Annotated in this window: 14 protein-coding genes; 1 reads left to right on the top strand and 13 read right to left on the bottom strand. The window is 46.5% G+C overall.

Annotated elements, in window-relative coordinates; genetic code table 11:
- Positions 1–8: 8 nt before the first annotated feature.
- The 10 genes from RDO88_RS02225 to RDO88_RS02180 form a co-directional block, all read right to left on the bottom strand.
- A complete protein-coding gene (locus tag RDO88_RS02225; RefSeq protein WP_307757805.1) occupies positions 9–941 on the bottom strand; it encodes a phosphatase PAP2 family protein in 933 nt (310 codons plus the stop codon).
- Entirely contained in the window at positions 941–1,597 is a 657-nt protein-coding gene (locus RDO88_RS02220) for a CDP-alcohol phosphatidyltransferase family protein (protein WP_307757804.1), read from the bottom strand. Before RDO88_RS02220 ends, RDO88_RS02225 begins: the two co-directional genes overlap by 1 nt.
- 2 nt (positions 1,598–1,599) lie before the next feature.
- Complete coding sequence (locus tag RDO88_RS02215; RefSeq protein WP_307757803.1) at positions 1,600–2,118, bottom strand: GtrA family protein; 519 nt, start codon at positions 2,116–2,118, stop codon at positions 1,600–1,602.
- A complete protein-coding gene (locus tag RDO88_RS02210; RefSeq protein WP_307757802.1) occupies positions 2,103–2,576 on the bottom strand; it encodes a phosphatidylglycerophosphatase A in 474 nt (157 codons plus the stop codon). Before RDO88_RS02210 ends, RDO88_RS02215 begins: the two co-directional genes overlap by 16 nt.
- Positions 2,577–2,672: 96 nt before the next feature.
- A complete protein-coding gene (locus RDO88_RS02205; RefSeq protein ID WP_307757801.1) occupies positions 2,673–3,962 on the bottom strand; it encodes an inositol-3-phosphate synthase in 1,290 nt (429 codons plus the stop codon).
- Between the two features lie 104 nt (positions 3,963–4,066).
- The gene (locus tag RDO88_RS02200) at positions 4,067–6,607 is read right to left on the bottom strand and encodes a DUF5686 family protein (protein ID WP_307757800.1); all 2,541 of its coding nucleotides are present in this window, start codon (positions 6,605–6,607) and stop codon (positions 4,067–4,069) included.
- Positions 6,608–6,719: 112 nt separating this feature from the next.
- Positions 6,720–8,033, bottom strand: coding sequence for an ATP-binding protein (locus RDO88_RS02195; protein ID WP_307757799.1), 1,314 nt, complete (start codon positions 8,031–8,033; stop codon positions 6,720–6,722).
- A 35-nt stretch (positions 8,034–8,068) separates the two neighbouring features.
- Positions 8,069–9,430, bottom strand: coding sequence for a sigma 54-interacting transcriptional regulator (locus RDO88_RS02190; RefSeq protein ID WP_307757798.1), 1,362 nt, complete (start codon positions 9,428–9,430; stop codon positions 8,069–8,071).
- Between the two features lie 80 nt (positions 9,431–9,510).
- Positions 9,511–10,998 (bottom strand): TolC family protein, encoded by a 1,488-nt coding sequence (locus RDO88_RS02185; RefSeq protein WP_307757797.1) that lies wholly within the window; start codon positions 10,996–10,998, stop codon positions 9,511–9,513.
- Positions 10,999–11,116: 118 nt separating this feature from the next.
- Entirely contained in the window at positions 11,117–12,577 is a 1,461-nt protein-coding gene (locus RDO88_RS02180) for an HD domain-containing protein (protein WP_307757796.1), read from the bottom strand.
- A gap of 115 nt (positions 12,578–12,692) precedes the next feature.
- Between RDO88_RS02180 and RDO88_RS02175 the strand changes: the two genes are divergently transcribed.
- Positions 12,693–13,523, top strand: a complete 831-nt coding sequence (locus RDO88_RS02175; protein WP_307757795.1) for a hypothetical protein — start codon at positions 12,693–12,695, stop codon at positions 13,521–13,523.
- A 99-nt stretch (positions 13,524–13,622) separates the two neighbouring features.
- Here RDO88_RS02175 and RDO88_RS02170 read toward each other — a convergent pair whose 3' ends face one another.
- From RDO88_RS02170 to RDO88_RS02160, 3 genes are all read right to left on the bottom strand, one after another.
- Positions 13,623–16,001 (bottom strand): right-handed parallel beta-helix repeat-containing protein, encoded by a 2,379-nt coding sequence (locus RDO88_RS02170; RefSeq protein ID WP_307757794.1) that lies wholly within the window; start codon positions 15,999–16,001, stop codon positions 13,623–13,625.
- Positions 16,002–16,011: 10 nt separating this feature from the next.
- Positions 16,012–18,438 (bottom strand): glycoside hydrolase N-terminal domain-containing protein, encoded by a 2,427-nt coding sequence (locus RDO88_RS02165; RefSeq protein WP_374043886.1) that lies wholly within the window; start codon positions 18,436–18,438, stop codon positions 16,012–16,014.
- Between the two features lie 665 nt (positions 18,439–19,103).
- On the bottom strand, positions 19,104–21,500 hold the full coding sequence (locus RDO88_RS02160) for a glycoside hydrolase family 88 protein (RefSeq protein ID WP_307757792.1): 2,397 nt from the start codon (positions 21,498–21,500) through the stop codon (positions 19,104–19,106).
- Positions 21,501–21,509: the final 9 nt, after the last annotated feature.

The following is a 21,509-nucleotide window of genomic DNA, read 5'->3' as shown; positions in this document are numbered from 1 at the left end:
AACCGACATCAACCGATGTAGCCGGTATACTTCCCGAAGAAACGGCGGAAGGCCCCCCAGCGCATCAGTCCCTGTTCGAAGACCAGAATACCCAACAAGGCACAGCCGATGCCCAACGAGACATCAATCAGATAATGATGGCCCGAATAGACGGCTGTCCACCAGATGCCGACCATAATAAAGGCAAAGACGGCAATAAGCCAACGGCGACAACGCCCCATGATGGCATAGGCCAAAGCCACAACCATATAGGCGGCATGGAGTGAAGGTACAGCGGCAAAAACATTGGCATTGCGTCCATAGATTCCCTCGAAAACGGTAATTCCCAGCAGTTCGTCGAAACGTCCCAGTCCGGCCACATTGCCCGGAGTAGAGAGTACCGGTTCGAAACCATAGTTCATGGCATACCAGGGCGGCGCAGCCGGATGGATATAATATCCGGCAAAACCTATCAGGTTGACCAGCAGAAATACCATCGAGAAGCGAAGGTACAGATTGCGCTTCCCTTTAAAATAGAGCCACAGGCCGAAAGCAATGGGCACAGGGACCCAACAGAGGTAAAAGATACCGGCCATAAAGTCGGCCACACTGCAATGATGGAGGGCAAAATATTCACAGGGAATCAGTGTCTGCCCGTCGATGTGGATACCAAACAATGATTTTTCGGCTTCATACAAGCCACGGACATCAATAGGATTGACTTCATAATTGGGCCAGACGCGCATCCAGTCATAGGACACACCGAAAATAATAAAGGGCAGCAAAGCCACGGCCAGCTTACGCGTAGTCTTTCCGGCAAAAAACAGGAGCAGAAAAAGCCCTACCATCAGAAAATGTTCAGGACGGATGCCCACAAACACACCTGTCAGCAACAGAAACAAGGCCGACACAACAAGAACCGACAAGGCTTCCCTTACCGGGGGTAAAAAACTCAGTTTCATCAATTTTGCTTGTTCAACAGTTTACGACAATGTTGGATACGGACAAACGCAGTCCAGTTGGCCAATACAGCTATCACAGCCAAAGGAGCAATCAGAATATACATGCTGTCGAAAGCTGTACAATCCTGAAAGACACCGCAGAAGATGGCTCCCAAAGCCGTCAGGACCACACGTTCGGGACGTTGCATCAGCCCCACTTTGCATTCCAGATCCAGACCCTCGGCACGCGCACGTACATAGCTTACCATAAGGGAACCGACCAATGCCACAGCCGTAATGATACTTCCCCAGAAGTAACCTTGGAAAAGCAGGAAATAGAGGATGCCGAAAAGCGTGAAAAGCTCGCTGTAACGGTCGAGTACAGAATCATAAAGAGCACCGAATGTGGATGACATATTTCCCACGCGGGCCACACGGCCGTCCATCATGTCGAACAAGCCGGCAAACAGAACGATGCCGCCTGCCCAACCGGCCCATGTCAAAGCCTGAGCTTCACCGGCCAGTCCAGCATATACAAAAACGACGGCTGCTGCAATATTCAATACCAGGCCGGTAGTCGTAATAAAATTGGGAGTAATCCCCACCCGGATCATGCCTTGCACAACGGGATTGATAATCTTGTAAATCAGTTGTTGTAAGTAGTCTCTGTAAGTCATATCTATTCTTCTTTTTTATTTTTCAACACATATTTCCAGATTTTCCTGATATTATGATTCCGATAAACGAATACGCGCTGCAAATGGTAATTCCAGAACAAGGCAACCAATACAGCCACAATTATTTTAGCCAAAATAAAGACATTGTCTACATAATAACCCAAAAGGCTGTTCACCCAAGTCATACCTGTCAACCATTCGGTCAGGGCAAACGTGCCCCACGTATTCAGCAATATACTTCCTCCCCACACTACAATATACTTCAGCGCGACATGTATTTTCTTGCAGTCTTCCGAATGAAACACCCACCGGTAATTGATGGCACAGTTTACAATACCGCCAACGACAGATCCCAAAAACGTTGCATAAAGATAAAAGATATCGAACAGCTTGAACAAAAGAATGGTCACCAGAAAGTCTACAAAACTGGCAAACTGTGCAGAAAGCTGAGCCTTGAAAAACACCCATACCGTCCGCCGCCAACTGACAAACCAGGCCTTCTCTCTCAACCCGCCAACCATCTCACTGCAATCAACAAAATAAAACCATAAATTCCTGACAGAATATCGTCCATCATCACCCCAATACCTCCCGGAAGGCTCTCCATCCGACGAATGCCCAAAGGCTTGAAGATATCAAACAGGCGGAACAGGACAAAAGCTCCCAATCCGTACCACACATGACCGGCAGGAGCAGCCAGCAGAGCAATCCAGACGCCTACCATCTCATCGACTACCACACGCGACGGGTCTTCACCCCATACCGGTTCCAACCGATCGGCCGCCCACACACCTGCTATCGTAAATACCAAAATCAGGATGACTGTAACCCACAACAGCATGAGTCCTGTCAGAAAGAACGACAGGAAAAACCAAATCAAGGCAGCCAGCAAAGCACCTGCCGTACCGGGAGCCACAGGCGAAAATCCCGATCCAAAACCCGTACCAATCAACATAGGTAAAAAAGGCGGTCTGTTCATCTGCACATTTTTTATGTCACACAAAAGAGGGTGTACACCTTTGATTTATCGTTATTCTCCAGTGTACATCCTCTTTTTCATTTACTTTCTCATTTCTCAATCGAGATAACTCGGCTCCTTCTCGCCTATCATCTCACGGATGGTCTGCTTCACCATGCGCCATTGCTGGAACAGGTCGTGAACCGGCTCATGCTCGAAGTCGTGCATCGGGCTCTTGCAGAAGAAAGACAACCATGTCTGAATACCACACATACCTGCACGCAAAGCCAAATCGCTGAACAATACCAAATCGAGTGCAATAGGTGCTGCCAGAATTGAGTCCTTGCACAAGAAGTTGACCTTAATCTGCATCGGATAGTTCATCCACCCGAATATGTCAATGTTGTCCCATGCCTCCTTATCATCCTTGCGGGGAGGATAGTAATTGATACGCACTTTGTGATAAACATTCCCATACAGATCGGGGAACTTCTCCGGCTCAAAGATGTTGTCTATTACCGACAGCTTGCTGACTTCCTTAGTCTTGAAGTTTTCAGGCTGGTCGAGAACTTCACCGTCACGATTGCCAAGGATATTGGTCGAGAACCAACCGCTTACACCCAGCATACGTGTCTTGAACATCGGAGCAAGAACAGTCTTCATCAACGTCTGTCCGCTCTTGAAGTCCTTACCGGCAATAGGTACATTCATTTTCTTGGAGAACTCCCACATAGCCGGCGTGTCTACACACAGATTGGGGGCACCCATCACGAAAGGAGCACCTTCAGCAATGGCTGCGTAAGCATAGCACATACTTGGAGAAACGACTTCTGTCTTGTTTTCCTTCATGGCCTTCTCCAACGCCTCCAACGAACGGTGTTCGTCAGACAATGGAACAAAAATCTCCGTACTGGCTGCCCAAAGGACAACTATACGGTCACACTGATTGGCCGCCTTGAAACGGCGGATGTCCTCACGCAACTGCTCTACCATATCCCAACGGGTAGCAGCATTTTTGATATGAGTTCCATTCAGACGTTTGGCAAAGTTATGATCGAACGCAGCAGTCATCGGCTGGATGGCCTGCAGTTCGTCCTTAACCAGGTTCAGATCTTTTTCCTTCAATACTTCTGCATACAAAGCTGCCTCATAAGCATTGTCAGGGAAAATATCCCAACCGCCAAACACGATATCACTCAAATTGGCAATAGGAACAATGTCTTTAATCAAATGTTCCTTGCCATCCTGCGTCTTCATGGTAGCCATTTGCGTTATCGAACCGATAGGTTTAGCCAATCCTTTGCGGGCAGCCAATACTCCGGTTATCATCGTAGTAGCCACCGCACCACCTACTCCTACAACCAGAACTCCTAAACGTCCAGTGGCAGGATTCATGTTTTCTTTCATCTCTATTCTCTTTTTAATTAAAAAAATTGCTCAAAATTAGGGCATTTAATTGATTTATCACTATTATTTTTATCGCTTTTATTGTCCTGTTAGTAAGATTTAAGTTAAAAGGTCATGTGCAGGCTAATCCGGAGCCCACTTTTATCTATATTGGGCAAATCCCTATAAGTCAACCGCCAGACATAATCTACACGCAACACTTTTAAAATATTCTCAATTCCAACACCGACCTCTACATAAGGCTTGCTTCCCATAACCGTACTGCCAGCCGGAAACTGGAAAAGGCCATCACTGAGAGCAGGATTGTTACGGTCGTCCAAATTACCGAACAATCCACGACAAGAAAGTACTTCCCTCCATTTCAACTTTTTCAATAACGGAACCCTATTGAAAACAAAACCGTTCAAATAATAGGTCACATCCCAAGAGGCGTACTCATCATTCAAAAACTCCATCGCATTCATCAAGCTATACGACTCAGGCTGAATGGTATAGGAAAGATTGGCATTGGGTATGATAAGTAAAGGGAAAGGTACCTTATTCCACACTTTCCCCGCTTTCAATATGACATCGGTATAGCCAAAAGCCGAAAACCAAAAGCGTTTCTGGAAGCCGGCTTCCGTATAATGATAAGTATAGTCACTACCCAAAACACCCTTACCCGACATGGTATGTGTCAAGGTAAAAATTGGAGCATCCAGAGATACTGGATAACGATTCCACTGTGTCTGGAAAAACTTCTCGCCAGGGGCATAACGCAATTTCAAGGACAACTCACTGTTTGATATACTCTTTACATAGGTCTGATTTTCGTCCTGACGAACAAAGGGTATAAGATAAGAAGACTCATCTTCGCGCAAACGTGCGGTCAACTCATAAGAAAAGCCTGAATGAAATTCTTGTTTATAAGTCAACTCAGCCTTTTTCTGATAACCGATACGGTCGTCCTTTTTCCTTTTTAAGGCCAAAAAAACATTATCTTTACTGGTATAAAGATAGTTCTGGCCATATTGGTTTACATCTGAATAATAGCTGAGTTTCAATGAATGAATGGGAAATTCATTGGCATATTCCTTCTTTTCGTTGAACGAATATTCCAACTCGGCCAGCCCCTTGACACGATGATCATCGAAGCCATAGGCTACATATCCCCGACCGAAAAGATGAGGATTTAACCAGGCTGTAGTCATACCACCGGTACGAATTCGGACTCCCTCCAATGCATTGCCATTGATAGACGTATTGACAGGTCCGTAATAGAACAACGGGGACTTATCGCGTGGAATAGGTACATAGCCGGTGAAAAGTATTTTCAAAATTTTCTCGGTCCAATAATAAGCTGGATAAGTACGTAGCCGTGCCATCATTTTGTCGACAGAAGTTTCTTTCCCACTCACAAGTACAGGACGGTTCTGTTGCCAATACTGGTCCGTATAAGCCGTAGAGTTCCGCGGTTCTATCACTTTCTCGGGTTTATCGAACACAGCCACAGCTTCATCCGTCGGCTCGTAACGATAATTACTGTAATAAACATCACGCTTGGCATAAATACCATCACTTCCTTCAGTCAGTTTAAATTCTGTTACGATAGTTTCATGAGTCATTTGGCGCGTCCCGTCAGATGCCTGTTCGAAGAATTGTTCCAATGTCATATTATCCACAAAATTCAAGTTGATTTTTTGTGGGAAATTCATCTGTACCCGATGTACGAAATAAGTACTGTCGAGCGACACATACAAATGTCCAGTAAAGCCAAATGATTCTGAATTGAACGGAACGAATGTCAGATCGACACAGGGTTTGCCTGCTACGACCAAAGTATCCATCAGATAGTATTTATAAAAAGAAGGACCAATACGCGACAACGGACTGACAAACTTGTTCGTAAAAAGTGTTATATTATTCTGATAAATATCCACATCGGTCATCGTAACACTGATAGCCTGCTCCATCCCTTGCTGTGACAACATTTCGTCCACACCGGCCTGACGACGAGCTTTGACCACCTGTTTTTCACTATGAGGCGACTTACGGTAATAATCAGTTGCCAACAGTTCACGATTGGAAACCGCCAACACAGGCTTGCCTGTTACAGCCGATGTATCGACATACTCTGACAGAAAATCGAACTTCCGATAAAGCCATTTCTGTTGCTTCAAGCTGTCGAAATCGTTGATGGAAAAAGTCATTTTCTCATATCGGTCGCGTTGCCAGAAGTCACATTCCGAAGGCGAATGATCATCGCGATGTTCAATCATCCGCTTCACAAATTCCACAGCCGGGTTGTTCTTCTTGCTGTAACGTTCACGATGGGGCTTCACTACTACCTCCTGTAAAGCATAAGTGGCAGGCGAAAGCACTATTTGTATCCGATTGTTGCCAGAAGGGTATATCTGACGTTCGTATTCATTATATCCGATAGCAGAAACGACCAGTGTAGCCTGTTTGCGATAAGTCTTAAAAGAAAAATGGCCGTCATCATCTGTCATTCCTCCTTCCGTGGTTCCTTTCAAGTAAACAGAGGTATAAGGTAATGGTTCCCTGGTCAAAGAATCCGTAACGATTCCAGATACCACATACTGTGCCCGCAACGACATGGTCCAGCACAATCCAATTATTATAGAAACAAACTTTAAAAGTTTCATTCAACTAATACCTCTTGCTAAAAACTAATGTTCTATCGGGCTGCAAAGGTACGGAAGAAAACTTGTAGAGAAAGTCCAGTTTTACCCAATAAATGTTCCAAACGTCCCTTTTTCAAGCAAAACTGATGCGAAAACGGGTCAAACCATCGGCATAAGTACGCAACGAAAAGGTACACTTATGCCGACTCAAAACCTCACGGATAAAGATAAGGCCAATGCCCTGCCCATTGGGTTTGGTAGAAAAGAAGGGACTGAACAATTTGGACTCCGCCTCTTTACTGATACCCGGACCATTGTCCTCCACTTCCAATGTAGCGGGCAGCAACGTACGGACCACGACCACTCCGGGCGTAGCAGACGGAATCTCAGAAGAAGCGATACTTTCGACCGCATTCTTGATAATATTTACAACGACCTGTTCAAAAAGTGCAGGATCCAGACTCACTGTTCCAACTTCCGGATTACAATCCAATCTCAGTTTCACCTGATGGTCGCTACACATACCTTCCATAAAGCGTGCACAGCTCTCGGCCACTTCATTCAAACAGACAGGAACCAGCGTAGGTTCCGGGATTTTTACGACATCGGCGAACCGGGTAATAAAATTGCTCATGGAATAACAACGTTCAATACATACCCGCATCACTTCACAGAAATCTTCCATTCCCTGTTCCTCGGCAAGCGCCTGTTCTACCGTATCAAGCGTCGAGGTAATGCCGGCCGTAGTATTATTCACCTCATGGGCTATCATGCGGATTACCTTTTCATAGGCTTTCTTTTCGGCACGCATCACTTCGTCTGTCATGCGTTCTATCAAAAAAAACGGATGGGGAAAACCGCAATCAATAAAGTAAGAATGGGTACATTTATAAACATTGGCATCGTTGAGTCTCACCACGGCCGTCTGCTCCAGCGCAATGCCGGCCAACTCCTGAGCCAGCGGGCAATCGACCTGTTCCAGTTTCTTGCCTTCAATCTCAGACACGTCAATCCCCAGCATCCTCATGGCCATCGGATTCAATTGGGTCACCTTTTCATCAAAGCCGGTAATAACCACCCCCATCGGAGAAGCCTGAATAAGCAAATCCAGAAAGTGATTCTGTTCCCGAAGACGCAGACGTTCACTCTTCAGCTGATCCATCATACGGTTGAATATCTTGACAATACGGTCGGAGTCATATTGTCCTACAGGGCTGAGACGGCTGCTGAAGTCCTGCTCGCGAAGCAATTCCATACCATTACCAATGGTATTCATGGGCTTCACCAATTTACTATAGAATACAGACAAATATATCAGTATCAGTACAATCGCTCCCTCGAGTACATACAAATATACTCCCCGCATTTCTCCCGCCAGCAAAGGAATGGCAGTTCCAAGGGCCAGCAACAACGCTACCAATATGAAGAAATAACTCTGTATGCGCACGCTTTTCTTCTACTTATATTTATTTTATCATTCAATCAATCGTTTACCGTAATGTTATATTTCTCCAGACGTCGGTATAAAGCAGCCCGGCTGATGCCCAACATGGATGCTACCTGACTAAGGTTACCCTTGCACTGTTCCAATGTCTGGAGAATGGTACGGCGCTCAATCTCATCCAATGTCATACCGGCCAGCGAGGCCACACCAGAAGCAAGTTGCGATGTTTCACCAGTATGTTGATACTGAGTTTCAAAATCGGATGCGTCGAGTATCTGTTTGCCACTGACCAGAATGGTACGTTCCACAAGATTCTTCAATTCCCGAATATTACCCGGATAAGGCAGACGCGACAAGAAGCCCAAAGCATCAGCCGAGAAATCCACTCTCGCCAGTCGGTTTACTTCAGCCTGACGGTCGGCAAAGTAACGCACCAGCAAAGGTATGTCTTCGCGACGTTCACGCAAAGGCGGCAATTTCACTGTTATCAGGTTTATTCGATAGAACAAGTCTTCACGGAAAGTATGTTCGGCTACCATCTTACGCAAATCGGCATTCGTGGCCGACACTACACGTACATCCACCTTGCGCGGACGACTGTCGCCCAGCACTTCAAAAGTCTGGTCCTGCAATACGCGCAACAGCTTCACCTGGCAAGATAAGTCCAAATCACCTATCTCATCCAAAAAGATTGTTCCGTTGTTGGCCAGTTCAAACCGTCCTACCCTGTCGGACGTGGCATCCGTAAAGGCTCCTTTCTTATGGCCAAACATTTCACTTTCAAACAAACTTTGGGAGATTCCACCCAGATTGACTTTGACAAAAGGCTGTTGTTCCCGACGGCTATTGATATGCACAGCTTCGGCTATCAGCTCCTTGCCTGTACCGCTTTCTCCTGTAATCAGCACAGAAGCATTGGTCTTGGCTATCCGTCCGACGGTATCCAGCACTTCCATCAATCCCTTGGACTTGCCTATAATATGACTACGTTTCAGTTCGCTCTCTGCATTGCTTTCGTGTACATTTTCCGGCCGCGAAAGTTGCAAGGCTGTTTCTATCCGTTGTAACAAGGCTGCATTGTTCCAAGGCTTGGTGATAAAATCGAATGCTCCGGCCTGCATACCCTGTACGGCCAGCTGGATACTCCCCCATGCCGTCATCAATATCACCGGTACATGCGGACGGAAGATTTTCACCTGCTTCAGCAAGGTCAATCCTTCCTCACCGGTAGTGGACAGTGTGAAATTCATGTCCATCAATATCAGCGAAGGTTCTTCGGCCCGTACCACTTCAATGGCTTCTTTGGGGCCGGCAGCCGTCTTCACTTCATACTTGGCACGCTTCAGCATAAAACTGAGCGACGAGCGGACGGCACTGTCATCATCTACTATCAGTATCATTGTTTCGTTTAATTATATGAATCTTGCCACTTGCAAAGATAGTACAAGCCAAATGAAGTACAAAATCCCAGTACTGTTTTTCAGCTCTTGACTACCGCTTCAAAATCGACTTCAAGCGCTTCATCCTGCTCAAAATCCCACAAAGTCAGGCTACGCAACTGGTAAAAATAATACCAGTAATAATAGAGTTCCGAAATGTGTTTCTGACGTGCCTCATCCTTGGAGTTCTGTGCATCATTCAAGTCCAGCGTACTGATTTTGCCTATCATAAAAGTCTCTACACTGGTCCGATACCTCTTTTCTGCAATACGGTCAGCTTCTTCGGCAATCCCTAACTGCTGGGCCTGATTATTAAAGTTCTCCACCAAAAGAAATATATCCTGATTGAAATCCATCTGTTCCTGACGGATTTTGGAAAGTACCACCTCGCGGTTACTCTTGGCCACCTTCACTTGACCACGCCGCTTGCCCCAGTCCAGAATCGGTATCTTTACCCCTACCTGTACAATCTGATTGTCGAGCAGATCCTCATAAGCAGCCTTAAATTCACGATTCTGTCCCGTATATCCTACACTGGCAAACAGATCAATGCTCCGCAAGTTGCCTTTGGCCGTAGCAACTTGATAATCGGCCTCCAACTGCCGGCGCCTGATGTTTTGCGCAAACGAATTCCGCTCCAGTGCCTTGTCCAACACCTGACGATAATCCATACGCAAATCAGGTACCGATTCGGGTAAAACAGGATTAAGTATATCCTGTTCGGATACGCCCAAAAAAGATCGAAGCTGGAACATCTTGGCATTCAAATCGCTTTCGGCAGCTGTTACATCAGCCTTTCCTTGCAGGGCATTGAGCTTCAGCTGGAGCAGATCATTTTCAGAAATCTGTCCCATTTTCCGCTTGGCTTTTGCAACCTCATAAAGACGGTCGGCGTTTTCTTTGTTCTGTCGTGCCGTAGCCAGCGTTTCTTTGGACAACAACAGATTGAAGAAATAGGTAATAGCTGTGATAGTTACGTTTTCTGTAGCCGAAATGAAAGAAGCTTTAGCCTCGGCATAGCGTACCGGTTCTATACGGCGGTCCCATTTTAGGGTATTCACCCCAAATATAGGTTGCGTCAGCTCCAAGCCTACAGGTACGGACATAAACTGATGATAACCTCCTGAGCCCAATTGCTTCACATAGTTCAGCGAGGAAGTCAACGACAGTTTACCGCCCGTCAACCAAATATTCTGGTCAATGGAAAGTTCACCCGATAGGTTGAGCGTATTGTTACGTACAAACGTGTACGAACCGTCGGAATTCTGATAAGTACTATAAGACTTGTTGTAACTGGGCAGGGTACCCGTCAGATTGACCTCGGGAAGCAGGTTAGCCCTGAAAGTCCGATATTCCCAATAAGCCGTCTTCAGTTCATTCAACGCCACCGCAGCATCTACTGACTGGACACGTGCCAGAGCGATGGCCTCGGCCAATGTAATGTCACGGTTACGGGTCACTGTATCGTTCTGTGCAAAACCTGTCAAAGACAGGGCACAACAAACAGCAAGCAAGATATTCTTTTTCATCCTTTACATGTTCTTGGTTACACCAAATACAGACAAAGACCGTGCCATTATACCAGAATATACCTACGCTGGGGGATGTGTTCGTTTTCGGACACCCTCACTGTCCGAAAGCGGACAATCAGTCCGCTGACGACACTTCTTTCAATCCCATCTTCTCTGCCCGTTCGAGCATGAACCGACGGGCAGCTTCGTATTCATTGGGAATGATGCCGTCGAGAATGGCATCCTTAATGGCACTTTTCAGTGCCCCCACCTGCTGGCAAGGTGAAAGACCGAAAGTTCGCATAATCTCTTCCCCACTGACAGGAGGCTGGAAGTTACGGATACGGTCACGTTCCTCCAGATCCTTCAGTTTCTGACGTACCAACTGGAAGTTTTCCAGAAAACGCCTTTTCCGTTCGGAATTCTTCGACGTAATATCCGCCTCGCACAAAGTCATCAGATCATCGATATCATCGCCAGCTTCAAAAAGCAACCGACGCACAGCCGAATCGGTCACCTCCTCATCAGCTATCACAATAGGACGCATATGCAGCCCAACGAGTTTCTGCACATATTTCATCTTCTCGTTCATCGGTAACTTCATCTTGCGGAAGATGGCTGGAATCATTTTCTCACCGATGAAGTTATGGTTGTGAAAAGTCCAACCAGCCCGCGGATCCCATCGTTTCGTCACCGGTTTGGCAATGTCATGCAACAAGGCCGCCCAACGCAACCACAGATTATCGGTCTGACGACTGATATTGTCGAGTACTTCCAACGTATGGTAAAAGTTATCCTTATGTGCCCGTCCGTTTCGTGTTTCCACGCCTTGAAGAGCTGCCAGTTCCGGAAATATCAGCTCGAGCAAGCCGCTACGGTCCAAGTCTATGAACCCCTTCGAAGGAATGGGCGATAACATAATTTTATTCAATTCATCAGCGATACGTTCTTTTGAGATAATGCCGATACGTTCCCGGTTGCGGCAAAGCGATTCAAAAGTCTCGTCATCAATATAGAAATTGAGTTGTGTGGCAAAACGGATACAGCGCATCATACGCAACGGGTCGTCACTGAATGTAATGTCCGGATCAAGAGGCGTACGGATAGTGCGTTCCTTCAAGTCATCCATTCCGTCGAAAGGATCGACCAATTCACCATAGCGGGCACTGTTCAGACAGACGGCCAACGCATTGATGGTAAAGTCACGACGATTCTGATCGTCCTCCAACGTACCATCTTCCACAATAGGCTTGCGCGAATCATGTGTATACGATTCTTTCCGCGCCCCCACAAACTCCACTTCCGTACCACGGTATTTCAACTGGGCCGTTCCAAAATTTCTGAACACCGATACATGCGCACCCTTTCCCAACCGACGTCCCAGGGCTTCGGCCATAGCAATGCCACTGCCTACCACCACCACATCGATATCTTTCGAAGGGCGTTGCAAGAAAATGTCGCGTACATATCCTCCAACGACATAACACTCCAGCCCCAATTCATCGGCCGTTTCTGAAATTTGTTTGAATATCTTGTCGTCGAAGCGATGCTTCAGTTCGTCAGCTGTCAATTCAAGTACCATACAATCTGTTTGCATTTTAAGGGTTTCGAGACGACAAAGATACGAATATTATTTCTAATTTTGTCCCCACAATGGCAGCATAGAAGCCACTTACTATATTTATTGAACATCAACTTATCGGACTGGATATATGAAAAAAGCAATCCTTCTGGCATGCCTTTGCGGCGCACTGGCTGCCTGCGAGAATGTAGAAAAGAAAGCAACACTGAAACTGGCCGAAGCGCGTGCCGCCTTCGAAGCCGGCAATTACAACGAAGCCAAGATACAGATAGACAGCATCAAGCTGCTGTATCCCAAAGCCTTCGACACCCGTCGTCAGGGCATCTATCTGATGCAGGAAGTAGAACTGGCCGAGCAAAACAAAACCGTAGCCTATCTGGACAGCATGCTGGCCATAAAGCAGCAGGAGTTCGAAACGATGAAAAGTAAATTCGTTCTCGAAAAAGATACTGCCTACCAGCGTATAGGCAATTACCTGGCTCCTTCGCAGGTTATCGAACGAAATCTGCACCGTTCTTTCCTCCGCTTCCAGACAGATGAGACTGGTATCATGAGCCTCACTTCCATCTACTGTGGTGCCCATAACATCCACCACACCTCCATCAAAGTGACCGCCCCTGATGGAAGCTTTGCAGAAACTCCCACTTCACGCGACAGTTATGAAACAACCGACTTGGGTGAACACATCGAAAAAGCCGACTACAAACTGGGAGAAGACGGAGGTATCATCGGATTTATTGCTACCAACAAAGACAAAAATCTACGGGTAGACTATCGGGGCGAACGCCCCTACACCACTCAGATGATGCCAGCCGACCGCCAAGCTGCCGCCAGCGTCTATGAATTGTCCAAAGTGTTGTCATCCATAACCGCTATCAAAAAGAACCTGGAAGAAGCACATCTGAAGATACAATTCGTCCAGAAAAAGATGAGTGAACGAAAAGAAACTTCCAAAAAATAATTGAAGGGATATTTATATTACTCCAGTCAATGCCTGTATTAAAAACAAGCATTGACTGGAGATTATAGATAAGGGTAAGCTACTCCATTTTCATTCCATTCAGAAATCGCCATCCCCTAAAAGCTTTGCAGGCAGATTGATTGTCAGTTCATTCTGATTACGAAAAAGAACAATACTTTGTGCTATCTTCCAGTCCGTATCCTTAACGATTTGTTTCAAATCGCTCAAATTTTCCACAACTTTTCCAGCCAGCCCCAAAATAACATCATTCGGACGGATATAATCCCGCAAAGAACCCGACAAAGCATCTACAGAAACAACATATACACCCCGTTCCGAATCCATACCTGTCGCTGAACGTTCTCCCAAAGTTTCCAAATTCTTGATACGTAGTCCTTTCCAACTGATGATTGTCCCCTGTTGCTCACTTCCGGCTATTATCGGTTCAGGTAATTGAGGAGTACGTGCAATAACTTTCAGATGCTTGGACACCACTCCAAAACAATTCATATCAAAATTCTGGAATCCGGAAAGGAAAATTGGATCGGAACTATTTTCAATCCAATAGTCTCCTTTACCGGGATTGCGAAATACAGGAGTATAAACAATAGAATGCTCGTCCACTCCCAACTTACGGGCCTGCCGGTAAGAAACACTGTCGACAAAAATATTGTAGTCGACTTCTTTTCCCCAATAGTTCACCTGAATGGGTTGATAAGGAGACATAACGACATTCCGCACAAACACATCTCCACTATTCTTGAACCAGACATGAGGATGAAACGTATTGTTGATCAATATATTGTTCTCAACCACCCGGCCAAAGCCCTCACGAAGCTTGATACCACCATTTAAACAAAGATTATTGTAAATATGATAATTGCCGGAGCCATCATCCAAATCAATATCCCACCCCCTGTCACAACGAAAACGGTTATGTCTAAGTACAACCGTCGAACTGGCATCCAATTGGATGAGGGAAGGCTCAGCAGCAGCCAACGAGTCCATCACTGCTCTGTTAGGATGCCAAAAACGATCCCGTCCCCACGAATTGAAGGAGCCATGGTCACCTGTTTCCTTTACTGTATCAAAGACATCGTTGTATTCAATGATATGCCCTCCCCACGTTCCTTCACTCACATTGATTCCAGCACGTGGAGTGTCATAAATACTATTATGGCTGACAATGATATGCCTGCACATGGACAACTCCACACCCGTTATTTGTTTTTCAAACAAACCAATGGAATGAATCAGATTATCTGTTACCACGCAGTCCGCCGGATAATTATTACTTTTCGGTCCCACTGTACGGTCCAACTGAGCGGCAGGGACAAACTGGCTGTATTCAAAACTGGGTGAACGGACCGCATCCGCCTCTCCAACCAAACAAATGGCACTTGCTCCAATACGGGTAAAATGCGAACCCGAAATAGTTATTCGACGATTATACCCTGAAACAAATACTGCATTCCCTCCTAAATTAAACAATGAACAATTAGTCAGCGAACAGTCTTCTGCTCCCTTGAAACAAATGGCACCACCACGATAAATCGTCCAATCCGAACGAAGCAAAGGCTCATATTTCTCCATAAAGGTACGCACAGTCTGCGTAAACGTTATATCTTTCAGAGTAATGTGAGTAACAGGCAAGTCTTCCGTTCCGTTAAATTCCACCAAATGTTTCAGAACAGGTACTTCAAAGGTACACTCATTTACATTCTCCCCCTGTACAGGGAAATAATACAACGCAGACTCATCTTTTTTGTAGAACCACTCGTTTGGCGCATCCAGTTCCTCGAATATATTTTCCACCATCCTGTTTTGAGGATGCAATCCAGATTGCCGGTTGTTCTGCCAACCGCCTTCCAGCATAAGCTTTCCATCCTTTTCCTTCCCCAAAATACGATAATGAAAATCCCCCCAATCGCTGACATGCATGGCGTGCAGATATCCTCCCTCCGGATGTTTCCAACGTTTAACCCTTTGAGGGGAAGTTGCGTCTGCCGAAGTTCCGTTAAAACGGACAGCTGCTGAATCATAATTCGGGTAACGGGCCATGTGGCATATTTCCCCGTTCTTCAACAACATGTCCATCGAAGAAACAGACTTATCAATTTTTGTCTTCATAATCTGATGTTCATAAGCCTGCCAGTCCGTTTCCAGCACTTGTCCGCTTGTAATGACAACCTGTTCGCCCGGATATGCCCTCAGAGTCAACGGTTTGTTTTCTCCACCGTCAAGATGGGTAAAAACAATCGGACGGGTCAACCGATAGGTTCCTTCTCTCAAGAAAACAGTCGTTTCTCCCTGAGATCTCCTGGCTTCCGCCAATGCCCGCTCAATCGTTCCAAAAGGCTTTTCCGCACTTCCACATTGTCTGTCATTTCCCTTTAAGGAAACAAAATACTGATTTTGGGCAGTCAACGCCAACAGAGGTATTGACAATAACATAAATATCAGAGTCTCTCTTCTCATAACAGCAAGCTTATTCGTCAACCATCTTCAGTGTGCCATCCTTGACTTCAATCACATAGCTTTTTCCCTTTTCCGTATCAAACTTCAGCTCCTTGCCACGATAGAACAACCGGCAAGGGACTCCCGAACCGGAATGCACAACAGCCCGTTTCAGATTGTTGTCTTTCCAGTACAGATCCAGCACAAAATTGCCACGGGCACAGACACCCGTCAACTCACCTTCGTGCCACACGTCGGGCAAAGCCGGCAGCAAGTGAATAAACCCGGCATGACTCTGCAAGAGCATCTCAGTCACACCAGCTGTTCCACCGAAGTTTCCGTCAATCTGAAAAGGCGGATGACTGTCCCACAAATTCTCATTCGTTCCGTTTTTCAACAGATTGCCATACAATTTGTAAGAACGGTTACCGTCATGAAGCCGGGCCCATTGGTTCAATTTCCATCCCATGCTCCACCCAGTTGCGCCATCTCCCCTATGTTCCAAGACTACGCGGGAAGCCTTTGCCAAAGCCGGCGTGGTAATGGGAGAAATGGTACGCCCCGGATGCAGGGCAAACAGATGATTGATGTGACGGTGTTCGTCCTGCGGATTGTCAATATCCCTCGACCACTCCATCAGCTGGCCGTAACGTCCAACACGATAAGGGACCATCTTCTCCAAAACAGTTTCCCATTGCTTGCGCTCCACACTGTCCGTCTTCAGTACACGACTTGCCGCAATGGCATCAAGCAAAATTTCCCGAATTACGGCATGCGCAAAGGTAGTACCTTCATCAATCGGTCCATGCTCCGGCGAAGCGGACGGAGCCGCCGTATAAGTACCATCCGGCTTCTGCCACAGATAATCCACAGCAAACTGTGCACTGCTTTTTATCAAATCGTACCCCACAGACCGCAGGAATTCTTCATCACGGGTATAGTCATAATAATCCCACACATGCGTAGCCAGCCAAGGCCCCGCCACAGGAATGAAGTTCCACGACATGTCCTTGTCGCGCAAAGGAGAAGTAAAGCCGAAAATGTTTCCCGAAATGGAAGCCGTCCAGCCACGTGCACCAAAATAAGCCTGCGCCGTACGCTCACCAGGCTTCTTCAACATCCGGATATAGTCTAACAGAGGAAGAGAACATTCTGCCAGATTAGTGGGACAGGCCGGCCAGTAATTCATTTGCACGTTTATGTTGTTGTGGTAATCGGCATGCCATGGAGCGTCCACATTGTTCTGCCACATGCCCTGCAAGTTGGCCGGCAACGTACCGGGGCGGGAAGAAGCAATCAACAAATAGCGGCCGAACTGGTAATAAAGTGTTTCCAGACCATAATCAGGTGCACCGGTACGATACCTTTCCAACCGTTTGGGCATAGGCAGCGAATCAGCCGAATTTCTCCATTGAGGATTCAGCACAAAACGCGTCCGACCGAAAAGTGCCGAATAATCGGCATAATGCCTTTCAAGCAGTTCATTGTAAGAACGAACGGCAGCAGCGTCCATCCATTGCCGGGTCGTTGTTTGCGGTTTCTCACCCACGTATGTCTTGGGGTCGGAGAAATCAGGATTGAAGTTGATACGGTAATCCGTATCGGCTGTGACAATAAAAGTCACCTCATCCGCCCCTTCCACATGGATGCGTCCTTCCCTGTCCGTCCATACCTTGCCACCTACAGGCAGAGCCTTTGCACGGACTACATAACGCATCCCGTTATTGTCCAGACGACCGTCATAGCAGAATGAAGCCTGCTTTTCTGCCTTGATACGCCCGGTAGCAAGCGGATTGGGTGCATAACTGAATACCAGATTCTGCCGGCCCTTCTGGTTGGCCGAAAAACGGATTACCATTACTTTATCGGGATAAGATACAAAACACTCACGCCGGAAATCAGTTTCCCCCATTGAGAAAGTGACACGCACCAATGCGGAATCCAACGACAGAGCACGCCGATAGTTCGTCACACCCGATTCTTCCAACCCCGTCTCGATTCTGAACTCACCCCCTGTCGTAAAACTGCCGAACCGATAGGGAGTCTCGTCATTCGCTTCATACGAGACCGTACTGTTGAAATTGTCTATGGTCAGCCGCGAAGCCTTTTCCAGATCATTGTCCAAAAACGCCTGTCTGATTTCCTTCAGCAACGGAGCAGAATTCTTATTGACATTCCAATAATAATCTGCCCCCTTTTCGGTATTGGGTCCTCCACGCCACAAAGTCTTTTCATTGAAAGTCAACCGTTCGGTCGCAACAGATCCGAACACATTGGCACCGATGCTTCCATTGCCGACAGGTAACGAAAAACGTTCCCATTCCCGGTCTTTGTTACTGTGGGTATTTCCTTCAGAAGGTGACACTTTTCCCTCTCCCCATACAGGAGTGGCGACCGATTGATTGGGACGGTCAAACCAGATAACTTGTTCTCCTGCCGACTGTGCATAAAATGCCATGGAGTAGAGCAAGCCATAACACAAGAATTTTACTCGACGGTTTATCATGATACTACTATTATATATCTTCTTTTTTAATAAACATTCTATCCATAAAAGCATAAAGCAGGATAAGTACATACGCACTTAAATTTCCTTCGTTATGTTCTCAGAGGCTAAAGTTACAGAGAATTATTGCATAACAAATAATTTTCGTAAAGAAAAATGTGACTTGTTACTAAATGAAGAACCACTGATGAGTATTACTGATAAAATTTAGCTCAGAAAAAGAGCTTTAATTGAAACGGTCATTGACAAGCTAAAGAACATTGTACACGTTCATACAATAACTTTATAGCCATTTTTTCGACTATTGTAGCATACTACTTTTTTTAAAAAAAGTCCGCCATTGACGCGAATATTGTCAATAACGGACAACTTGCTATTTTCTGATTATATTTCACGTTGGATGAAAAAATAACCGTAACACCATAGCAACTCAAGCCACCGTAACCAAGGTCATCGGCTACGATGATGACCTTGACTACGGTGTTAAGGGACAATAATCCTGCCCATAAATAGATACTGGGATATTAACCACATCTATTATGACAGCAAATATTGTATTGAAACATGATTCATTTTCATACAATGCAAGACTTAAAATATATCGAATACATTGCTACTTAATCATCTAAATACTTACAAATTTCTGCAGCAATCATCAATAAACTTCCTGTAGAATATCCCCTTGTATCTTTCTTTTCAACTGTCCCGGGTTTTTGTGCGACCATCTGCGTCCAGCCTACCTTACCTTCTGTATCGACAGCCTTCACCATTGCCTCCCAACCTTTCTTTACTACAGGAAGATAGGTGTCTGTGTCCAAAATTCCTGCGTTGATACCATAAAGCATCGCATAGGTAAACAAACCCGTTCCACTGGTTTCAGGCATCGGATAGATGGACGGACTCAACAAATCGGAACGCCAATAACCATCCTCACCCTGCAAGGAAGCGATTTTGGCACTCATCTCGCGGAAAAGCTGTTCATAGAAAGGACGATATTTTCTGTCGTTTTCCGGCAAGGTCTTCAGTATTTCTGCCAGGCCGGCCAATACCCAACCGTTGCCACGGCTCCAGAATACTTTCTTGCCTTCCGCATTCTTCTGGTCCAGATACTTTCCGTCACGGAAAAACAGATGTTCTTCCTTGTCATACAGATGCTCGTAACAAGCCAGGTATTCCTTGTGGGCAAACTTGAGGTATTTCTTCTCACCGGTCAACACGTACAGGCGGGTAAAGACGGCCGGGGCCATATAGAGGGCATCGCACCACCACCAGCGGTCACTGCGCCCCTTGGTGATATCAATATTCTCTGCAGGGGGATTGTCCAGAATCCAATCCAGACGGGCCTTGGTGGGAATCATCATGCTCTCCTTCCGGTATTTGGCATACATGTCCAGATAGGCCTGCCCTACACACAAATCGTCGCCGTGATACATGCGGTTGCCCAACTGCCAATAATAGCGGGAGAAGATGCGGTTCATGAAATCGAAGTATTTTTTGTTACCGCTGGCTTCTGCCCAATCGAACAGACCGTTGTAAAGCACACCGCTCACCCAACCTTGGTCACAGTAACTCCTGTTTTTCTGATAAGCTTTCATAGCCCAACAGAATACGGTATCGGCAACCATCGCTACGTCTTTTTTCGCCCAATTCGCACAGAAACCACTGGATTTCTGGTCAACACGGATAGCACAGTCATAAGCTTTGAAACCGGGATACTTATAATTGTACATCCATAAAACGGATGGCTGGCCCTCTGTATGATTACGCACGACAAAGGGACGCACATTGTCGCGTTCGGACTGGGAGGTTACTGCTTCGGTATGCCATTTCTCTTTTCCACCCACAAAAGTCCACTTCTCTATCTCGAACACATTATTAATGGGGCGGGACGTATAAACGACGGACGGGTTCTCATGATCCAAATAGACACCACCGGAATAATTGCATTCATATTCAGGCTTTTCCTTCACATAATCAGCCCGTTGGAACCACTGTCCAGCATTGGTTATTTTATGGTTCTCCCATTTCTCACCATTCCAGCAGGCATACCAATAGGAGTGGCTGTTGTCACGGTCGCTGAACCGGGCATACACCAGTACCGGATTTTCATCCTTGTCGTAAGCGATGTCCCAAATCCAGGCCTTGTCGAAGGTCTTGGTCGCGTCATACACCTTGTCCACCTGCGAAGGCATGACCGAACCGAGTGTGTCCGACACCACCGTACCGTCTGCCTTGCAGAGCTTGCCGCCCTTATACATCATGAAGTAGATGGAATTGGTGGCACGGTCGCGCGGATGCGCGTCGGTAAAGGCGAAGAATATCTTGTCCTTGTGATTAGTCGTGATTTTAGTATAAGGACGGCCGTATGACCCGAATCCGGCATCGTTGCGCACCATATTGATGGGAGCGCTCCACGTCTTCAGGTCGTCCGTATAGACGCAGGTCGGCTTGAAGTCGCGGCCGCGGAAGAAGAGGTAAATGCGATTGCCCTCGGCCGAAAGCTGGCAGGGATTGCTGTAGCAGATTCCCAAATTCCCTTCCATCTTCGGATTGATGTTCTGCACTTCCTCCCACTCCGAAATGTCGGCCGGACGCTTGCTAATCCGATAGTACATCGGCGAGTTCTTCGTACCGCCATGCGCGGAGAAAAAGATTATCAGCCGCTTGTCCGGCAAAGCCATGATGGAAGGATTGGCGTGGTCGTCATAGTCCAGCTTCTCGTACAACTTGCATTGCCGGCTCTCCTGCGTGGAGGGGCCGTAACTGAAGGCCCAGATACTGCCCTGCTTGTCCACGAAACCGCCGAACATCCTGCCGTCTACATAGATGGCACGCGGGTCGGAAAACCAGCACCAAGCACCGTCACGGGTAATCACCTGATAGTCTTCCGCATAGCGCGGGGTATCAATCTGTTGGGCAACAGCGGTTTGCGGCAGTCCAAACAGACCGAAACCGGCCAGTTGTCCCGCAAACAATCCTGAAAGAATTCTTTTTTGTAACGTTTTAAATTTCATAAATTTCTA

The sequence above is a fragment of the uncultured Mediterranea sp. genome (genome assembly GCF_902493215.1).
GTDB lineage: Bacteria > Bacteroidota > Bacteroidia > Bacteroidales > Bacteroidaceae > Bacteroides.
The sequence above is the reverse complement of the archived record's forward strand: the minus strand, read 5'-3'. Positions and strand labels throughout refer to the sequence as shown.